Source organism: Hydrogenophaga sp., from assembly GCF_051860785.1.
Taxonomy (GTDB): Bacteria; Pseudomonadota; Gammaproteobacteria; order Burkholderiales; family Burkholderiaceae_C; genus Hydrogenophaga.
The window spans coordinates 106751-123036 of sequence record NZ_JBIMLB010000007.1; the positions used below are offsets into that span (position 1 = coordinate 106751).

At 65.5% G+C, this 16286-nt stretch carries 16 protein-coding genes; 13 read left to right on the forward strand and 3 right to left on the reverse strand.

All coding sequences use genetic code 11. The annotated features are described in order from the left end of the window. Positions 1 to 8 precede the first annotated feature (8 nt). Positions 9 to 875, forward strand: coding sequence for an amidohydrolase family protein (locus ACTIF6_RS11580; RefSeq protein ID WP_439588131.1), 867 nt, complete (start codon positions 9 to 11; stop codon positions 873 to 875). 7 nt (positions 876 to 882) lie between these two features. Continuing rightward, the gene (locus ACTIF6_RS11585) at positions 883 to 2721 is read left to right on the forward strand and encodes an AMP-binding protein (RefSeq protein ID WP_439588132.1); all 1839 of its coding nucleotides are present in this window, start codon (positions 883 to 885) and stop codon (positions 2719 to 2721) included. A 6-nt stretch (positions 2722 to 2727) separates the two neighbouring features. On the opposite strand, the gene ACTIF6_RS11590 is transcribed toward ACTIF6_RS11585, so the two are convergent. Further along, the gene (locus ACTIF6_RS11590; RefSeq protein WP_439588133.1) at positions 2728 to 3345 is read right to left on the reverse strand and encodes a 2-hydroxychromene-2-carboxylate isomerase; all 618 of its coding nucleotides are present in this window, start codon (positions 3343 to 3345) and stop codon (positions 2728 to 2730) included. A 158-nt stretch (positions 3346 to 3503) separates the two neighbouring features. On the opposite strand from ACTIF6_RS11590, the gene ACTIF6_RS11595 reads away from it, so the two are divergent. Continuing rightward, a complete protein-coding gene (locus ACTIF6_RS11595; RefSeq protein ID WP_439588134.1) occupies positions 3504 to 4544 on the forward strand; it encodes a TRAP transporter substrate-binding protein in 1041 nt (346 codons plus the stop codon). 27 nt (positions 4545 to 4571) lie between these two features. Here the strand turns inward: ACTIF6_RS11595 and ACTIF6_RS11600 are convergent, their stop codons facing one another. Beyond that, positions 4572 to 5699 (reverse strand): 5-methyltetrahydropteroyltriglutamate--homocysteine S-methyltransferase, encoded by a 1128-nt coding sequence (locus ACTIF6_RS11600; RefSeq protein WP_439588135.1) that lies wholly within the window; start codon positions 5697 to 5699, stop codon positions 4572 to 4574. A 140-nt stretch (positions 5700 to 5839) separates the two neighbouring features. Here ACTIF6_RS11600 and ACTIF6_RS11605 point away from each other — a divergent pair, with 140 nt between their 5' ends. The 7 genes from ACTIF6_RS11605 (at position 5840) to ACTIF6_RS11635 (ending at position 12692) form a co-directional block, all read left to right on the forward strand. Continuing rightward, a complete protein-coding gene (locus ACTIF6_RS11605) occupies positions 5840 to 6925 on the forward strand; it encodes an aromatic ring-hydroxylating dioxygenase subunit alpha (protein WP_439588136.1) in 1086 nt (361 codons plus the stop codon). 2 nt (positions 6926 to 6927) lie between these two features. Further along, positions 6928 to 7704: a GntR family transcriptional regulator gene (locus tag ACTIF6_RS11610; RefSeq protein ID WP_439588137.1), complete on the forward strand. Its 777-nt coding sequence runs from the start codon at positions 6928 to 6930 to the stop codon at positions 7702 to 7704. Further along, positions 7701 to 8684, forward strand: coding sequence for a PDR/VanB family oxidoreductase (locus ACTIF6_RS11615; protein ID WP_439588138.1), 984 nt, complete (start codon positions 7701 to 7703; stop codon positions 8682 to 8684). Before ACTIF6_RS11610 ends, ACTIF6_RS11615 begins: the two co-directional genes overlap by 4 nt. A gap of 95 nt (positions 8685 to 8779) precedes the next feature. Beyond that, complete coding sequence (locus ACTIF6_RS11620) at positions 8780 to 9820, forward strand: TRAP transporter substrate-binding protein (RefSeq protein WP_439588139.1); 1041 nt, start codon at positions 8780 to 8782, stop codon at positions 9818 to 9820. Positions 9821 to 9944: 124 nt separating this feature from the next. After that, positions 9945 to 10403: a TRAP transporter small permease gene (locus ACTIF6_RS11625; protein ID WP_439588140.1), complete on the forward strand. Its 459-nt coding sequence runs from the start codon at positions 9945 to 9947 to the stop codon at positions 10401 to 10403. Beyond that, the gene (locus ACTIF6_RS11630; protein WP_439588141.1) at positions 10400 to 11719 is read left to right on the forward strand and encodes a TRAP transporter large permease; all 1320 of its coding nucleotides are present in this window, start codon (positions 10400 to 10402) and stop codon (positions 11717 to 11719) included. Before ACTIF6_RS11625 ends, ACTIF6_RS11630 begins: the two co-directional genes overlap by 4 nt. A 1-nt stretch (position 11720) precedes the next feature. Next, positions 11721 to 12692 carry a Bug family tripartite tricarboxylate transporter substrate binding protein gene (locus ACTIF6_RS11635; RefSeq protein ID WP_439588142.1) on the forward strand — a complete coding sequence of 324 codons (972 nt, stop codon included), beginning with the start codon at positions 11721 to 11723 and terminating at the stop codon, positions 12690 to 12692. Between the two features lie 104 nt (positions 12693 to 12796). On the opposite strand, the gene ACTIF6_RS11640 is transcribed toward ACTIF6_RS11635, so the two are convergent. Beyond that, on the reverse strand, positions 12797 to 13705 hold the full coding sequence (locus ACTIF6_RS11640; protein ID WP_439588143.1) for a LysR substrate-binding domain-containing protein: 909 nt from the start codon (positions 13703 to 13705) through the stop codon (positions 12797 to 12799). A gap of 130 nt (positions 13706 to 13835) precedes the next feature. On the opposite strand from ACTIF6_RS11640, the gene ACTIF6_RS11645 reads away from it, so the two are divergent. Genes ACTIF6_RS11645 through ligK form a run of 3 tightly spaced genes read left to right on the forward strand, consistent with a single transcriptional unit; the run spans position 13836 to position 16280 of the window. Next, a complete protein-coding gene (locus ACTIF6_RS11645; RefSeq protein WP_439588144.1) occupies positions 13836 to 14528 on the forward strand; it encodes a substrate-binding domain-containing protein in 693 nt (230 codons plus the stop codon). A 32-nt stretch (positions 14529 to 14560) separates the two neighbouring features. Next, positions 14561 to 15595: an amidohydrolase family protein gene (locus ACTIF6_RS11650; protein WP_439588145.1), complete on the forward strand. Its 1035-nt coding sequence runs from the start codon at positions 14561 to 14563 to the stop codon at positions 15593 to 15595. Position 15596: 1 nt separating this feature from the next. After that, complete coding sequence (gene ligK / locus ACTIF6_RS11655) at positions 15597 to 16280, forward strand: 4-carboxy-4-hydroxy-2-oxoadipate aldolase/oxaloacetate decarboxylase (protein ID WP_439588146.1); 684 nt, start codon at positions 15597 to 15599, stop codon at positions 16278 to 16280. Positions 16281 to 16286 lie beyond the last annotated feature (6 nt).

Sequence of the window (16286 nt, forward strand, 5' to 3'; positions counted from 1 at the left end):
AGACAAGCATGGACCACAAGAACCTGATTGCGATCGACATCCACACGCACGCCGAAGTGAGCTGCCGCAACCCCTTCGACAGCTACGGCGAGGAATACGACCGCGCGGCCGACAAGTACTTCGGCAGCAACCGCCGCCCCACCATTGCAGAAACCATTGCCTACTACCGCGAGCGCAGGATCGGCCTGGTGATGTTCACGGTGGACAGCGAGGCGCAACTGGGCCGGCGGCGCATTCCGAACGAGGAAATCGCGCAGGCCGCGCGCGAGAACAGCGACATGATGATCGCCTTCGCCAGCATCGATCCGCACAAGGGAAAGATGGGTGCTCGCGAGGCCGAACGGCTCATCAAGGAAGAGGGTGTGAAGGGATTCAAGTTCCACCCCACGGTGCAGGGCTACCACCCCTACGACAAGATGGCCTGGCCGATCTACGAAGTGATCAATGCGCACAAGCTGCCCACCATCTTCCACACCGGCCACAGCGGCATCGGCTCGGGCATGCGCTGCGGCGGCGGCCTGCGGCTGGAGTACAGCAACCCCATGCACCTGGACGACGTGGCGATCGATTTCCCCGACATGCAGATCGTCATGGCACATCCCAGTTTCCCCTGGCAGGACGAGGCGCTGAGCGTGGCCACGCACAAGCCCAATGTGTGGATCGATCTCTCGGGCTGGAGCCCGAAGTATTTTCCGAAGCAATTGGTGCAGTACGCCAACACGCTCCTGAAGGACCGCATCCTGTTTGGCAGCGACTATCCCCTCATCACGCCCGAGCGATGGATGAAGGATTTCGAGGTCGCCGGCTTCAAGCCCGAGGTGATGCCCGGCATCCTCAAGGGCAACGCGGTGCGCCTGCTCGGGCTGAACGCGTAGCGTTGCCATGCAAGCCTTCACCACCCTCGCGGACATCGAGCACCTCGAGCGGAACGTGCGCGCGCTGGTGGCGCCACACCGAAGTCCCTATGCCCTGATCCGTTCGACGGCACAGCGTTTTCCGGCGCGCGAGGCGCTGACCTTTTTGCCCGATGCCGGCCTGGACACCCCGCCGCGCCGCATCACCTACCGCGCGCTGCTGGCGGGCATTCACCGTGCCGCCAATCTGTTCCGCGCCATGGGCGTGGGGCCGGACGACGCAGTGGCCGTGCTCGCGCCCAACACGCCCGAAGCGCACGTGGTGCTCTGGGGCGCGCAACTCGCGGGCCGCGTCTGCCCCATCAACTATCTGCTGCAGCCTGAACACATCGCCGCGCTGCTCAAGGCCGCCAACGCCAGGGTGCTGGTGGCGCTGGGCCCGAACGACGAACTGGCGGTGTGGCCGGTGGTCGAGCGCGTGGTGCAGCACCATGCGCTGCCGCTGATCCAGATTCGCGCCAGTGCGCGCACCGAGCCCGGCGTGCCGGTGCTGCAGGATCAGATGGCCTTGATGGCCGATGAACTGGCGTTCGATCCCGACCTGAATCCCGACCGCGTGGTGGCGTTGTTCCACACCGGTGGCACCACCGGTGCGCCCAAGCTTGCACAGCACACACAGGGCAACGAGGCGCACACCGCCTGGTTCGCTCATGCCTTCTACGACATGGACGAGCGCGCCGTGGAGATCAACGGCTTTCCGCTGTTCCATGTGGCGGGTGCGTTTGTCTATGGCCTGGCGCTGCTGGCGATCGGCGCGCGCCAGGTGCTGCCCACGCTCACGGGCATGCGCAACACCGGCTTCGTGCAGGCTTACTGGAAGTTCTGCGAACGCGAGCATGTGACGCATCTGGCCTGCGTGCCCACGGTGCTGGCGAGCCTGCTCGGCGTGCCCGTTGATGCCGATGTGAGAAGCGTGCGCGCCGCCTACACCGGTGGCTCACCGCTGCCTGCCGAACTGGCGCAGCGCTTCGAGACCGCTACTGGTATCCCGGTGCGCAACATCCTGGGCATGACCGAATGCGCGGGACTGGTGAGCATCGAACCGCTGCGCGGACCGCGCACACCCGGCTCGGCCGGCCTGCGCCTGCCGTACACCGAGGTGCACGCCGTGCCCTGGCGCGACGGCCAGGCGGAATTGGGCGAGCGCTGCGCGCCCGGTGAAACCGGCGTGCTGGTGCTGCGTGGGCCGCACGTGAGCCCGGGCTACACCGACACAGCGCGCAACGCCGGCATGTTCGAACAGGGCTGGATCGTCTCTGGCGACCTCGGCCACATCGATGCCGCCGGCCGCATCCATATCACGGGCCGTGCCAAAGACGTGATCATCCGCGGCTCGCACAACATCGACCCCGCGCTGGTGGAAGACGCCTTCCTTGCGCACCCGGCGGTGGCGATGTGCGCCGTGGTGGCCGAGCCCGATGCCTATGCCGGCGAAGTGCCCGTGGCCTTTGTCACCCTCAAGCCCGGTGAGCAGATGACGCCCGAAGATCTGCTGGCGGCGGTGGCGCCCACGGTCTATGAACGACCGGCGGTACCGAAGCGCGTGGTGTTGCTCGCAGCGTTGCCTGTCACCGCCATCGGCAAGGTCTTCAAACCCGAACTCCGCCTGCGCGCCATCGAGATCAAGCTGCAGGAATCGCTGAACGACTGGGCTCCCGGATTGACCGCCAAGGTGCGCGCTTTCGAGCAGGGCGGGCGTCAGCGGGCGGTGATCGAGCTGCCCGGGCCGCGCGATGCCGCCCTGCACGAACGCCTGCTGCACGGCCTTGCAGCCATGGCGGTGGACATCGAGATCCGTTTCGGTTGAAGGCGGTTACCAACCGCCTCGGGTGAGCCAGCGGTCGACTTGATCCAGTTTGTCCAGGCCCCAGAACATCTCGCCATCGACCACGACCGTGGGCGAGCCAAACACGCCGCATTTCAGCGCGGCATCCACGTCGGCGCGCAGCAAGGCGGCGGCTTCTTCGCTGGCGGCGGCCTGCGCCATCGTGTCGCCTTCCAGAGGTCCGGGCAGAGGCAGATCGGCCAGCGATTCGGGTGTGGAAAGGTCGCGTCCCTCGCCCCAATAGGCTCCGTAGATCGCATGCGCCAAGGCAGCGGTCCGATCGGGGTGGTACCGACGCACCCAGGCCAGGGCGCGCGCCGAGGGCAGGGGGTTCATCACGGGATCGCGGGGCTGGCGCTTCAGGTTGATGCCGATTTCACGCGCGTACCGCAGCACGTCGCGTTCGGTGTAGTCACCTTTCAATGGCGTGTCCATCAGTGGTTTGAGGCCCATCACCTTGAGCACCGACACGCCCAGCAGCATCGCATGCCAGTCCACCGTGCGACCATGGCGCGCGGCCAGCGCCTCGATGCGCAGCGAAGCGAAATAGCCATAGGGCGAAATGAAGTCGAAATGAAACTGCAACGGCGCGGGCATGGCGGTCATGTTAGTCGCGCTTTCAGCCATCCGGTCAACGAACCCTTTGTTCCATAACATAACGGCATAACTGAATGACGACCATCGCGCTGGCGTCGACCCGGCAATGCATGCACATTGCCACGCAGCCCCAGTGGCACTTTCCCTTCCCCTACAGGAGACAACACATGACAAGCTGCAATCGCCGCACCGCACTCATGGCACTCAGTGGCCTGGCCGCTGCCAACTTTGCCGGCAGCGCGCTGGCCCAGCAGACGATCACGCTGCGTCTGCACCAGTTCCTTCCCGGCCAGGCGCCGATTCCCTCGCGCGCCATTGCTCCGTGGGCGAAGAAGGTTGAAACCGAGTCGGGAGGCCGCATCAAGGTGCAGATCTTCAACGCCATGCAGCTTGGTGGTACGCCACCGCAGTTGTTTGACCAGGCGCGTGACGGCGTGGCCGACATCACCTGGACGGTGCTGGGTTACACACCGGGTCGCTTCAACAAGGCCGAGGTGTTCGAGCTGCCGTTCATGAGCGGTTCTGCCGAGCAGTCTTCGCGCGCTTTCCAGGAATACGTGGAGAAGTTCGCCGCCGACGAATTCAAGGACGTGAAGCTGCTCGCGGTCCACACGCATGGCCCGGGCCTGTTCCATACCAAGACGCCGGTCACCGGCCTGGAGAGCCTGCGCGGCATGAAGATCCGTGGTGGCTCGCGCGTCGTCAACAACATGCTCGTCAAGCTCGGGGCAACGCCCGTGGGCATGCCGGTGCCCGCAGTGACGGATGCACTGTCCAAAGGCACCATTGAAGGCACCACCATTCCGTGGGAAGTGACGCCGTCCCTCAAGGTGACGGAGCTGGTGAAGAACCACACCACCTTCGCCGGCGCGACCGGCCTCTACACGCAGACCTTCGCGTTCTCCATGAACAAGGGCGCTTACGACAGGTTGCCGGCCGATCTGAAGAAGGTGATCGACGACAACTCGGGCATGGAAACGGCGGCGCTGTTCGGCCGCGCCATGGACGATGGCGACAAGATCGGGCGCGAAATCGCCGAGAAGGCGAAGAACAACATCGTGGCCCTCGATGTTGCCGAAACCCAGCGCTGGCGCCGCACGGCCGGTGCGGTGGAGACCGATTGGATCAACGAGATGAAGGGCAAGAACATCGACGGCGCGAAGCTGGTGTCGGAAGCGCGAGCGTTGATCGCCAAGCACTCGAAGTAGACAAGGGCGCCATGGGGCGCCCTTGTATCAACCCCAGACTTCCTGAGCCGTCTCCACCACCAGCGCCAGCTTGCGGCGCTGGTCTTCCACGGCGATGTTGTTGCCATGCACGGTGCTGGAGAAGCCGCACTGCGGTGACAGGCACATCTGGTCGAGCGGGGCGTACTTGCCGGCCTCGTCGATGCGGCGCTTCAGGTCGTCCTTGCTTTCGAGCTGGCCAAACTTGGTGGTGACCAGGCCCAGCACCACGATCTTGTCCTTGCTGAGGTAGCGCAGGGGGCGGAAGTCGCCGCTGCGGTCGTCGTCGTATTCGAGGAAGAACGCGTCGAGCTTCATTTCCGAGAGCAGGGCCTCGGCCACCGGCTCGTAGTTGCCGGCGGCGGCGTGCGTGCTCTTGAAGTTGCCGCGGCACAGGTGCATCGCCAGCGTCATGCCGGCGGGCTTGTGGGCCACCACCTTGTTGATGAATCCAGCGTAGCGGTGCGGCAGTTCGTTGGGGTCGTCACCGCGCTGGCGGGCGGCTTCGCGCATGCGCTCGTCGCACAGGTAGGCCATGTTGGTGTCGTCCATCTGCACGTAGGTGCAGCCCGCGTCGGCCAGGCTCTGAAGCTCCTCGCCGTAGGCCTTGGCCACGTCGTCGTAGAACACCGGGTCCAGCTCGGGGTAGGCCTCCTTGCTGATGCCCGCGCGCCCGCCGCGGAAGTGCAGCATGGTGGGCGAGGGAATGGTCACCTTGGGTGTGATGGCGGGCAGGCCCAGCGCCTCCACCTGCGCCTTGAGGTATTGGAAGTCGGCCAGCTGGATGTTCTTCGCGTGACGCACCTTGTCGATCACCCGGATCACCGGCGGTGCGAGTTCTTCCGTGCCATCGGGTTTGCGGATGGTGACCGGAATGTCGGTCTTCACACCGCCGAGCTGTTCCAGGAAATCAATGTGAAAGTAAGTGCGGCGGAATTCACCGTCGGTAATGGACTGCAGGCCCACGTCGGCCTGGAACTTCACGATCTCGGTGATGGCGCGGTCTTCCACTTCGCGCAGTTGGGCCGGGGTGATCTCTCCCTTGGCTTTCTTTTCACGGGCTTCGATCAGGTAAGCCGGTCGCAGAAAGCTGCCGACGTGGTCGGCGCGGAAAGGCGGGCGGGAGCGCAAGGTCATGGCGTTGTCCGTTCAGGTCTTCAAAAGAGGGGTGAGCCGGCACTTTGCCAGCCTTTGATGAATACATAAACCTATGGAAAACCCCAATAAATCGCAAAATATCTTGAAAAAAGGCGATTTCTGTATACATTGCGTATCCCATGAACACAGCGCCTTCGCATTTTCCGCTCAACGCCTGGTATGCCGCGGCCTACGACGTGGAGGTGGGCCGCAGCCTGCTGGCTCGCACCATCTGCAACCAGAAACTGGTGCTCTACCGCCAGAGCGGCGGCGGCGTGGCCGCCCTGGAGGACGCCTGCTGGCACCGGCTGCTGCCGTTGTCCATGGGCCGTCTCGAAGGCGACGAGGTGGTGTGCGGCTACCACGGCCTGGTCTACAACGCCGAAGGCCGCTGCACCCACATGCCCAGCCAGGAAACGCTGAACCCCTCGGCTTGTGTGCGCGCATTCCCAGTCGCGGAAAAGCACCGCTTCATCTGGGTGTGGCCGGGCGACCCCGCGCTGGCCGACCCCGCGCTGGTGCCCGATCTGCACTGGAACCACGACCCGGCCTGGGCCGCCGACGGCAAGATGATCCGCGTGAAGTGCGATTACCGGCTGGTGGTGGACAACCTCATGGATCTCACGCACGAAACCTTCGTGCACGGCAGCAGCATCGGCAACCGGGCCGTGGCCGAGGCGCCCTTCGTCGCCACGCATGGCGAGCGCACGGCCGTGGTCACGCGGTGGATGGAGGGCATCGAGGCGCCGCCGTTCTGGGCTGGCCAGATCCAGCAGGCGCGGGGCTACACCGGCCTGGTGGACCGCTGGCAGATCATCCGCTTCGAGGCGCCGTGCACGGTGGCCATCGACGTCGGTGTGGCGCCTGCTGGCAGTGGTGCGCCGCAGGGCGACCGCAGCCAGGGTGTGAACGGCTTCGTGCTCAACACCATCACGCCCGAGACCGGCAACACCTGCCTGTACTTCTGGGCCTTCGCACGCAACTACTGTCTGGAGGAACAACGCCTCACGCACCAGTTGCGCGAAGGCGTGGCCAGCATCTTCCGCGAAGACGAGCTGGTGCTGGAAGCACAGCAGAAAGCCATCGAAGAGCACCCGGACCACAGGTTCTACAACCTCAACATCGACGCGGGTGCCATGTGGGCGCGCCGACTCATCGATCGCATGGTGGACGACGAGCGCGGCGGCTCGCCCACCAAGGTCGTTCCCATCCGTCTGGCAGGCTGAACATGGACGCCGTCATACCCAATCCCGCTGCCGTGGAAAGCCCCGGCATTGAAAGCGCTCAGGTGCGCGCGCTGCTGCAATTGCGCGAACTCATCCTCTCGGGGGATTTGCCCGGTGGCTCGCGCATTGCCGAACTGGCCATCGTCGAGCGCCTGGGCGTTTCGCGCACGCCCATTCGTGCGGCGCTCATGCGCCTGGAACAGGAAGGCCTGTTGCAGGCCTTGCCCAACGGCGGCTACGTGGTGCAGACTTTTTCCGAGCGCGACATTGCCGACGCCATTGAGTTGCGAGGCACGCTGGAAGGCCTGCTGGCGCGGCTCGCTGCCGAGCGCGGTGCGCCGGGTGTGGTGCTGGCGGAGTCGCGCCAGTGCCTGGACCGCATCGACGTGGTGCTGGCCGCGCCGGCCCTCGACGACGAAGGTTTCTCCGCCTACGTGGCGCTCAACAGCCAGTTCCACAGCCTGGTGTGGGAGATGGCGGACAGCCCGACCATTACGCGCCAGCTGGAGAAAGTCCTGAGCCTGCCGTTCGCGTCGCCCTCGGGTTTCGTGGTGGTGCAGGCGCACTCCAGCCGGGCGCGCGACATGCTGGTGGTGGCGCAGGACCAGCACCGGCAAGTGCTGGAGGCCATCGAGCAGCGGGAAGGCGCGCGTGCCGAAGCCATCATGCGCGAGCACTCTCGCCTGGCGCAGCGCAACCTGCAGGACGTGCTCAATGGTCCGGCCAGGGTTCATGCGCCCGGTGCCATGCCCGCCCTCAAGCTCATTCGCAGACGATGAAAAGCACACTCACCTGGCACACGGCGCGCGTGGTCGAACTGTGCGACCTCACCCCCACCGTGCGCGAATTCGTGATCGCGCCCGAAGATGGCGCGGCCGAACGCTGGGCGCCTGGCGCCCACCTGCCGGTGCGCCTGCAGGCGGAAGGACGTGAATTCACCCGCCAGTACTCGCTGGTCGGCGTGCTCGGGGAAGCGGCGGGCTACCGCATCGCGGTCAAGCGACTCGACGATGGCCTGGGTGGCTCACGCGCCATGTGGCGGCTCGTCGTAGGCGACGCCATCGAGGTCGGCACGCCGCAGAACCACTTCCCTCTCGGCTTCACCGCCCCGGCCACCCTGCTGGTGGCTGGTGGGATCGGCATCACGCCCATGGTGTCGATGGCGCAGGCGCTGTCGCGGCGAGGGCAGTCGGTGCGTCTCCTGTACGCGGCGCGCAGCGACAGCGAACTGGCCTACGGCGAAACCCTGCGCGGGCTGCTGGGCGATGCGCTCGTCACGTGCGTGTCGGGCCGTGGCGAGCGCCTGGAACTGTCGGAAGAGATCAACGCGCTGCCGGCCGGCGCACAGGCCTATGTGTGCGGACCGTCGACGCTGCTGGACGAGATGCGCTCGCTCTGGCTGGCCGATGGTCGCCCGCTGCCAGGCTTGCGCTTCGAAACCTTCGGCAGCGGTGGCCGCCTGCACAGCGAGGGCTTTCGCGTGGAGCTGCCGCGCCATGGGGCCCAGGTGGAGGTGTCCTCCGACCAGCCCTTGCTGGACGCGCTCGAGGCCGCGGGCATCGAAGTCATGAGCGATTGCCGTCGCGGAGAGTGCGGCCTTTGCGCCATGGATGTGCTAGCGCTCGATGGCCAGATCGATCACCGCGACGTGTTCCTGAGCGAGCGCGAGAAACAGGAGAACAGGCGCATCTGCGCGTGCGTCTCCCGCGTGGTCGGTCGAGTCACGCTGGACACCGCCTGGCGCGCCGAGTGCGTCTGAGCTTGCACCGTGTGGGCATGACGTTCATCCAATCATCCGGATCGGGGTGCGCCCACACGCCCACGCGCCGGAATCCACCAGAGACTGGAGACAACATGAGCTATCTCAATCGCCGCACCACCTTGCTGGCCCTGAGCGCGGCTGCCCTGACAGGGCTGGCAGGGCAGGCCACGGCCCAGCAGGTGGTCAACCTGCGCCTGCACCAGATGCTGCCGCAGCAGGCCACCATACCGGCTCGCGCGCTGGTGCCCTGGGCCCAGAAGGTGGAGGCCGAGTCGGGCGGCAGGATCAAGGTGCAGCTCTTTCACGCCATGCAACTCGGCGGCGCGCCACCCCAGTTGTTCGACCAGGCGCGCGATGGCGTGGTGGACCTGACCTGGACCGTGCTGGGCTACACGCCTGGCCGCTTCAACAAGTCCGAAGTGTTTGAACTGCCCTTCATGAGCGGTTCGGCGGAAGAGTCCTCGCGTGCCTTTCAGGAATACGTGGAGAAATACGCCGCCGATGAATTCAAGGACGTGCACCTGATCGCGGTGCACACCCACGGCCCGGGCCTTTTCCACACCAAGACACCCGTGACAGGGCTCGAGAGCCTGCGCGGCATGAAGGTGCGCGGCGGTTCACGCGTGATCAACAACATGCTCACCAAGCTCGGCGCCACGCCCGTGGGCATGCCGGTGCCGGCGGTGACCGATGCGCTCTCCAAAGGCACCATCGACGGCACCACCATTCCCTGGGAAGTCACGCCCTCGCTCAAGGTGACCGAACTGGTGAAGAACCACACCACCTTTGCCGGCCGGCAAGGTCTTTACACGCAGACCTTTGCGTTCTCGATGAACAAGGCGTCGTATGACAAGCTGCCCCCCGATCTGAAGAAGGTGATCGATGCCAATTCGGGCATCGAGACGGCGGCGATGTTCGGGCGTGCCATGGACGAGGGCGACAAGGCCGGGCGCGCGATCGCAGAGAAGGCCGGCAACAACATCGTGGCGCTCGACGCCGCAGAGACCCAGCGCTGGCGCCGCACTGCCGCCACGGTGGAGACCGATTGGGTCAATGAAATGAAGGGCAAAAACGTCGACGGCGCCAAACTCGTCTCCGAAGCACGGGCGCTCATCGCGAAGTACCAGCGATAATCCCCTAGCCCCTGCGGCACTCCGTGTGGTGCCGCGCTCTCAACCGATCGATCCGCTCTGGCTGTCCTCGGCCCGAGCGGATCGCCCGTTTCTTGAAGGTGTTGCGTTGAAATTGCTTTCCCTCATGGCCAGATCCAGCGCGATCCTGGCCGGCGTTCTGCTGACCGTGATCACGCTGATCACCTGTGTGAGCCTCATCGGCAGAAATACCATTGGTGTCACGCTTGTGGGTGACTACGAACTGACCGCCTTCACAGCGGGCGCGGCCATCGCGCTGTTCCTGCCCTGGTGCCAGCTCAAGCGCGAAAACATCATCGTCGACTTCTTCACCTCGAAGGCCTCGTCGGATTCCGTGGTGTGGATGGACCGCTTCGGCGCGCTGCTGCTGGCGCTGCTCATGCTGCTGCTGACCTGGCGCACCACGGTCGGTGGCATCAGCGCCTACGAGACACAGACCACCTCGATGATGCTGGGATTCCCGGAGTGGATCGTGTATTGCTTCATGGTGCCGCCCTTCCTGTTGACGGCATTGATCGCCCTGTACCAGGCCTTTGTACGCAATTTTCCGGAGCAGGGCGAATGAGTTCCTTGGCATTGGCAGGTCTGATCTTCGGGATCATGTTGGGCCTCATGGCCATCCGTGTCCCGATTGCGGTGGCGATGTTCGCTGCAGGCGCGTTCGGCTACATCTACCAGGTCGGCTTGCCACCGTTCTTCAACAACCTCAACGGCGCGGCTTTCGCGCGCTTTGCCAGCTACGACCTTTCGGTCATTCCGCTGTTCATCCTGATGGGCAACTTCGCCACGCAGGGCGGCATTTCAAAGGCGCTGTTCCAGTTTGCCAGCGTGGTGATGGCCCGGTTCAAGGGCGGCCTGGCCATGGCGGCCGTACTGGCCAGCGCAGGTTTTGGCGCCATCTGCGGTTCATCCATCGCCACCGCGGCCACCATCACGTCGGTGGCCCTGCCGGAAATGAAGCGCCACGGTTATTCGGGCCGTCTGGCCACGGGCACGCTGGCGGCTGGCGGCACGCTGGGCATCCTGATTCCGCCGTCGGTGCCGCTGGTGATCTATGCCATTCTGACCGAGCAGAACATCGCCAAGCTGTTTGCAGCAGCCATGGTGCCCGGCATCATCGCCATGCTGGGCTACATGATTGCGATTGCGATCTACGTGCGCCTCGTGCCAGGCCACGCGCCCGAGCACGAAAACGATCATCCCCGTCTGACGATGGAAGCGCTCATGGGTGTGGGCCCCATTGCGATCGTGTTCCTCATCGTGTTTGGTGGCATCTACGGTGGCCTGTTCACGCCGACCGAGGGTGCCGGCGTGGGCGCGGCGAGCACCTTCGTGGCGGCCTTGCTCAAGCGCGAACTCACGCTGGCCAAGGTCAAGCAGTGTTTTTATGCCACCGCCGCGGCCAGCGCCATGATCTTCATGATCTTCATTGGCGCCGACATGATGAACTCGGCGCTTGCGCTGACGCAGGTCACCACCATGCTGTCGGAAGTGATCAACAGCTGGAACGTGGCACCCCTGATGGTGGTCACCGCCATCCTCCTGTTCTACGTGGTGCTCGGTGCCGTGATGGACGAGCTTTCCATGATCCTGCTGACCATCCCGATCTTCTTCCCGGTTGTCATCGGGCTCGATTTCGGCATGCCCCAGGAATCGGTGGCGATCTGGTTCGGCATCATGGTCCTCATGACCGTGGGCTTCGGGCTGCTGGCGCCGCCTGTAGGTCTGAACGTCTACGTGGTCAATGGCATGGCCAAGGACGTGCCGATCGGCGAAAGCTACCGTGGCGTGCTGCCGTTCCTGGCGAGCGACGTGGTTCGCACCACGCTGCTGCTGCTGTTCCCCGGGCTTTCGCTCTGGCTCGTCCAGTACGTGGGCTGACATGGATCGGCGTGCTTTTGCCGGGGGGCTACTGGCACTGGTGGCTGGTACTTCGCCGTCTGGCTTTGCGCAAGCGGCGTTCCCCGGCAAGGGCCTGCGCATCGTGGTGCCGTTCGCGGCAGGCGGTGTGGGCGACCTCACGGCCCGCATCGTCGCTGCGAAGCTGGGCGAGCGCCTGGGCCAGCCCGTGGTGATCGAGAACCGCCCGGGAGCGGGTGGCGTGGTGGCGGCCGAGAGCGTGGCCCGGGCCGAGCCGGACGGCTACAGCCTGTTCCTGATGTCCAACGGCACGGCGGTCACGGCAGGTCTGTTCAAGTCGCTTCCCTTTGATACCGTCCGCGATTTCACGCCCATCTCCACGCTGGGCTTCTTCGACATCGCGGTGGTGGCCCACCCCGATGCGCCCTTCAAGAGCTTCGCGGAGTTGCTGCAGTATGCGAAGGCGAATCCCGGCAAGCTCAACATCGGCAGCATCAACATCGGCAGCACGCAGCACCTGGCGGCCGAGCTGTTCAAGAGCAGCGCCGACATCGATGCGCAGATCGTGCCCTTCAACGGCACGCCCAACCTCATCGGCGCACTGCGCGGCCGGCAGGTCGACGTGGGCGTGGAGATTCTGGCACCGGTGCTCACGCAGATTCGCGGCGGTGCGCTCAAGGCGCTGGCGGTGGCTGGCGAGCGCCGCTCACCGGTGCTGCCCGATGTGCCGACGGCCATGGAAGCGGGCGTGAGCGGGTTCCAGGCTTCGTCGTGGAATGCGCTGGCGGCGCCGGCGAAAACGCCCCGGGCTGTCATCGACCGGCTTCAACGCGAGATCGCTGCCACGGTGGCCGACGCGGAAGTCCAGAAGAAGTTGCGGGAACTCAACATCGACCCGCGTTCGTCCACACCCGAACAGACCTCGGCGCTGCTGGTCAACGACATCCAGCGCTGGAGCCGTGTGATCGAGCGCGCCGGTATTCCGAAGCAGTGAGACAGCAACCCCCGCCGCGCTGCGCGCGACCCCCCGAGGGGGCGGCGCCTGCGGCCCGGCGAAGCCGGCTCCGCGGCACCTCTCGATGGCACGCAGCCGTTCGCTCAACGCGCGTTGAGCTTCTCCAGCGTCTGTCGAATGAGATCGAGTGTGGTTTGCTGCGTCAGCGTGGCCGGGCGCTGCGAGCTGATGCCCAGGCACAGCCGGGTGCGCAGGGGCGGCTCGCTCACTTGCCGCATGCGGTAGGCCGACGGCCGGATCGAGCTGGCCACCGCGTTGCGTGAGAGCAGGGCGGCACCCGCGCCATCGGCCACCAGATCCAGGATGGCCGAAACGCCATCGATCTCCAGCGCCACCTGGGGTCGGCAGCCGATGTTGGCCATTTCGGCTTCCACATGCATGCGGATGGCGTTGGGCCGGCTGGGGATGATCAGCGGCAGCGAGGCCACTTCGCGCAGGGGCATGGGCGGCGGCGGTGGATCCTCGGGCAGGCCGGGCGGGCGCGGCTCCACCAGCATCAGGTCTTCGTCGTACAGCGGATGGATGTCCAGTTCGGGCGCGGGCTGGGCGTTGTAGAGAACGGCGATGTCCAGGCGGCCGGTGATCAGCCATTCCTGCATGGTCACCGACAACCCTTCGCTGATCGACAGGCTGGCCTGCGGCAGTTGCTGGCGGAAGGCGCGTGTGAGCGGTACCGCCAGCACGCGCGCCAGGCTGGGAGGCAGGCCGATGGCCACGCGCCCCGCCAGGGCACCGCGCACCCGACCCAGCTCCTCGCGCGCGCGCTCCACCTGGTGCAGGATGCCGCGCCCATGGGCCAGCAGCAGCTTGCCGGCTTCGGTGGGCACCGCGCCACGGCCGTTGCGCACCAGCAGGTTCTGGCGCAATTCCACTTCCAGCAGGCGCACCTGCCGCGACAGCGCCGGTTGCGCCACGTGCAACGCCATGGCCGCCCGGGTGAAGCTGCCCAGTTCGGCCACGCGAACGAAGTACTCGAGTTGCTTGAGGTCCATGGGATGTGTGCTCAGGTCCAGACCGGATCATAGTTATGTTTTTTTGTTCTAGCTGCTAGCCGGTCATATGGCTTTTCATGCAGCTTGGGCGGGTCCACAATGGCCGGTCTTTCAAGCCCGGCCCCCTTCCATGACCCCACCCCTCCGAGGCATTTCCTCCATGGCCACGCGCCAGTTGCTGGCCGACCTGTTGTCGGCCTATGGCGCGCGCGCAGCCGGCCCGATCGCGATCGAATCGGTGGGCGGTGTGGACGCCGCCAGACGCGTGCAGGCGGGAGAAGCCTTCGATCTGGTGGTGCTGGCTTCGGACGCGATCGACAAATTGATCGCCGCTGGCCACCTTCGTTCCGGCAGCCGGGTCGATCTGGTGCGATCGGGCGTGGCGGTGGCGGTGCGCGCGGGTGCGCCGCTGCCCGACCTGTCGTCGGAAGAGGCCGTGCGCAGCGCCGTGTTGGCCTCGCGCAGCGTGAGCTGCTCCACCGGTCCCAGCGGTGTGGCCCTGGGCAAGCTCTTCGAGCGCTGGGGCATCGCCGAGCAGATCGCCGGTCGCATGGTGCAGGCGCCGCCCGGTGTGCCGGTGGGCGCGCTGGTGGCGCGCGGCGAGGTGGCGCTGGGTTTCCAGCAGCTCAGCGAGCTGCTGCACGTCGACGGCATCACCGTGGCCGGGCCCTTGCCTGCGGCGATCCAGATCATCACCACCTTTTCTGCCGGCGTTCCCGTCGGCACGGCGCGCGCCGACGAGGTGCGCGCCCTGCTCGATTTCATGACCTCGCCGGCGGCCGACGAAGCCAAGCGGCGCCAGGGCATGGAGCCGGCGGCCTGAACCTTTGACCCAGAACAATCCCAGGAGCACACATGAGCCTCATCATCGATTGCCATGGCCACTACACCACGGCACCCAAAGCGCTGGAGAACTGGCGCAACCAGCAGATCGCCGGCATCAAGGACCCGGCCAGCATGCCCAAAGTCGCCGACCTGAAGATCAGCGACGACGAGTTGCGCGAGTCCATCGAGACCAACCAGCTCAAGCTGATGAAGGAGCGCGGCAGCGACCTCACGCTGTTTTCGCCGCGAGCCAGCTTCATGGCGCACCACATCGGCGACTTCAACGTCTCCAGCACCTGGGCCGCCATCTGCAACGAACTCTGCTATCGCGTCTCCACGCTGTTCCCTGACAACTTCATCCCGGTGGCCATGCTGCCGCAGTCCCCGGGCGTCGACCCGAAGACCTGCATTCCCGAGCTGGAGAAATGCGTCAAGGAATACGGCTCGGTCGGCATCAACCTCAACCCCGATCCTTCCGGCGGCCACTGGAACAGTCCGCCGCTGACCGACAAGCACTGGTACCCCATCTACGAAAAGATGGTCGAGTACGACCTGCCCGCCATGATCCACGTGAGCACGAGCTGCAACGCCTGTTTCCACACCACCGGCGCGCACTACCTGAACGCCGACACCACCGCCTTCATGCAGTGCATCCAGGGCGACCTGTTCAAGGACTTCCCCACGCTGAAGTTCCTCATTCCTCACGGCGGCGGCGCGGTGCCCTACCACTGGGGCCGTTTCCGCGGCCTGGCACAGGAAATGAAGAAGCCCCTGCTCGACGATCATGTGTTAAACAACATCTTCTTCGACACCTGTGTTTACCACCAGCCCGGCATCGACCTGCTCAACACCGTGATCCCGGTGAAGAACGTGCTGTTCGCCAGCGAAATGATCGGTGCGGTGCGCGGCATCGACCCTACCACCGGCCACTACTACGACGACACCAAGCGCTACATCGAAGCCTCGAAGATCCTGAGTGCGGACGACAAGCACCAGATCTACGAAGGCAATGTGCGCCGCGTGTTCCCGCGCCTCGATGCGCGCCTGAAAGCCAAAGGACTTTGATATGTACGAACTCGGCGTTGTCTACCGCAACATCACCCGCGCCGATCGCGCGGCGGCCGACGGGCTGGCGGCCCTGGGCTCGGCCACGGTGCACGAGGCCATGGGCCGCGTGGGCCTGCTCAAGCCCTACATGCGCCCCATCTTCCCGGGCCAACAGGTCAGCGGCACGGCGGTCACCGTGCTGCTGCAGCCCGGCGACAACTGGATGATGCACGTCGCGGCCGAGCAGATCCAGCCGGGCGACATCGTGGTGGCCACCGTCACCGCAGAGTGCACGGATGGTTACTTCGGCGACCTGCTGGCCACCTCGTTCCAGGCACGCGGTGCGCGCGCGCTGGTGATCGACGCCGGCGTGCGCGACGTGAAGGAACTGCAGAAGATGAACTTCCCGGTGTGGAGCAAGGCCATTTCCAGCAAGGGCACTATCAAGGCCACGCTGGGCTCGGTGAACATCCCGATCGTCTGCGCCGGCATGCTGGTCACACCGGGTGATGTGATCGTGGCCGACGACGATGGCGTGGTGTGTGTGCCCGCCGCGCGCGCCGCCGCGACGCTGGACGCCGCGCAGAAACGCGAGAGCTTCGAGGGCGAGAAACGCGCCAAGCTGGCCAGCGGCGTGCTGGGGCTGGACATGTACAAGATGCGCGAACCGCTTGAAAAGGCGGGCCTCAAGTACATCGATTGAAAGCAA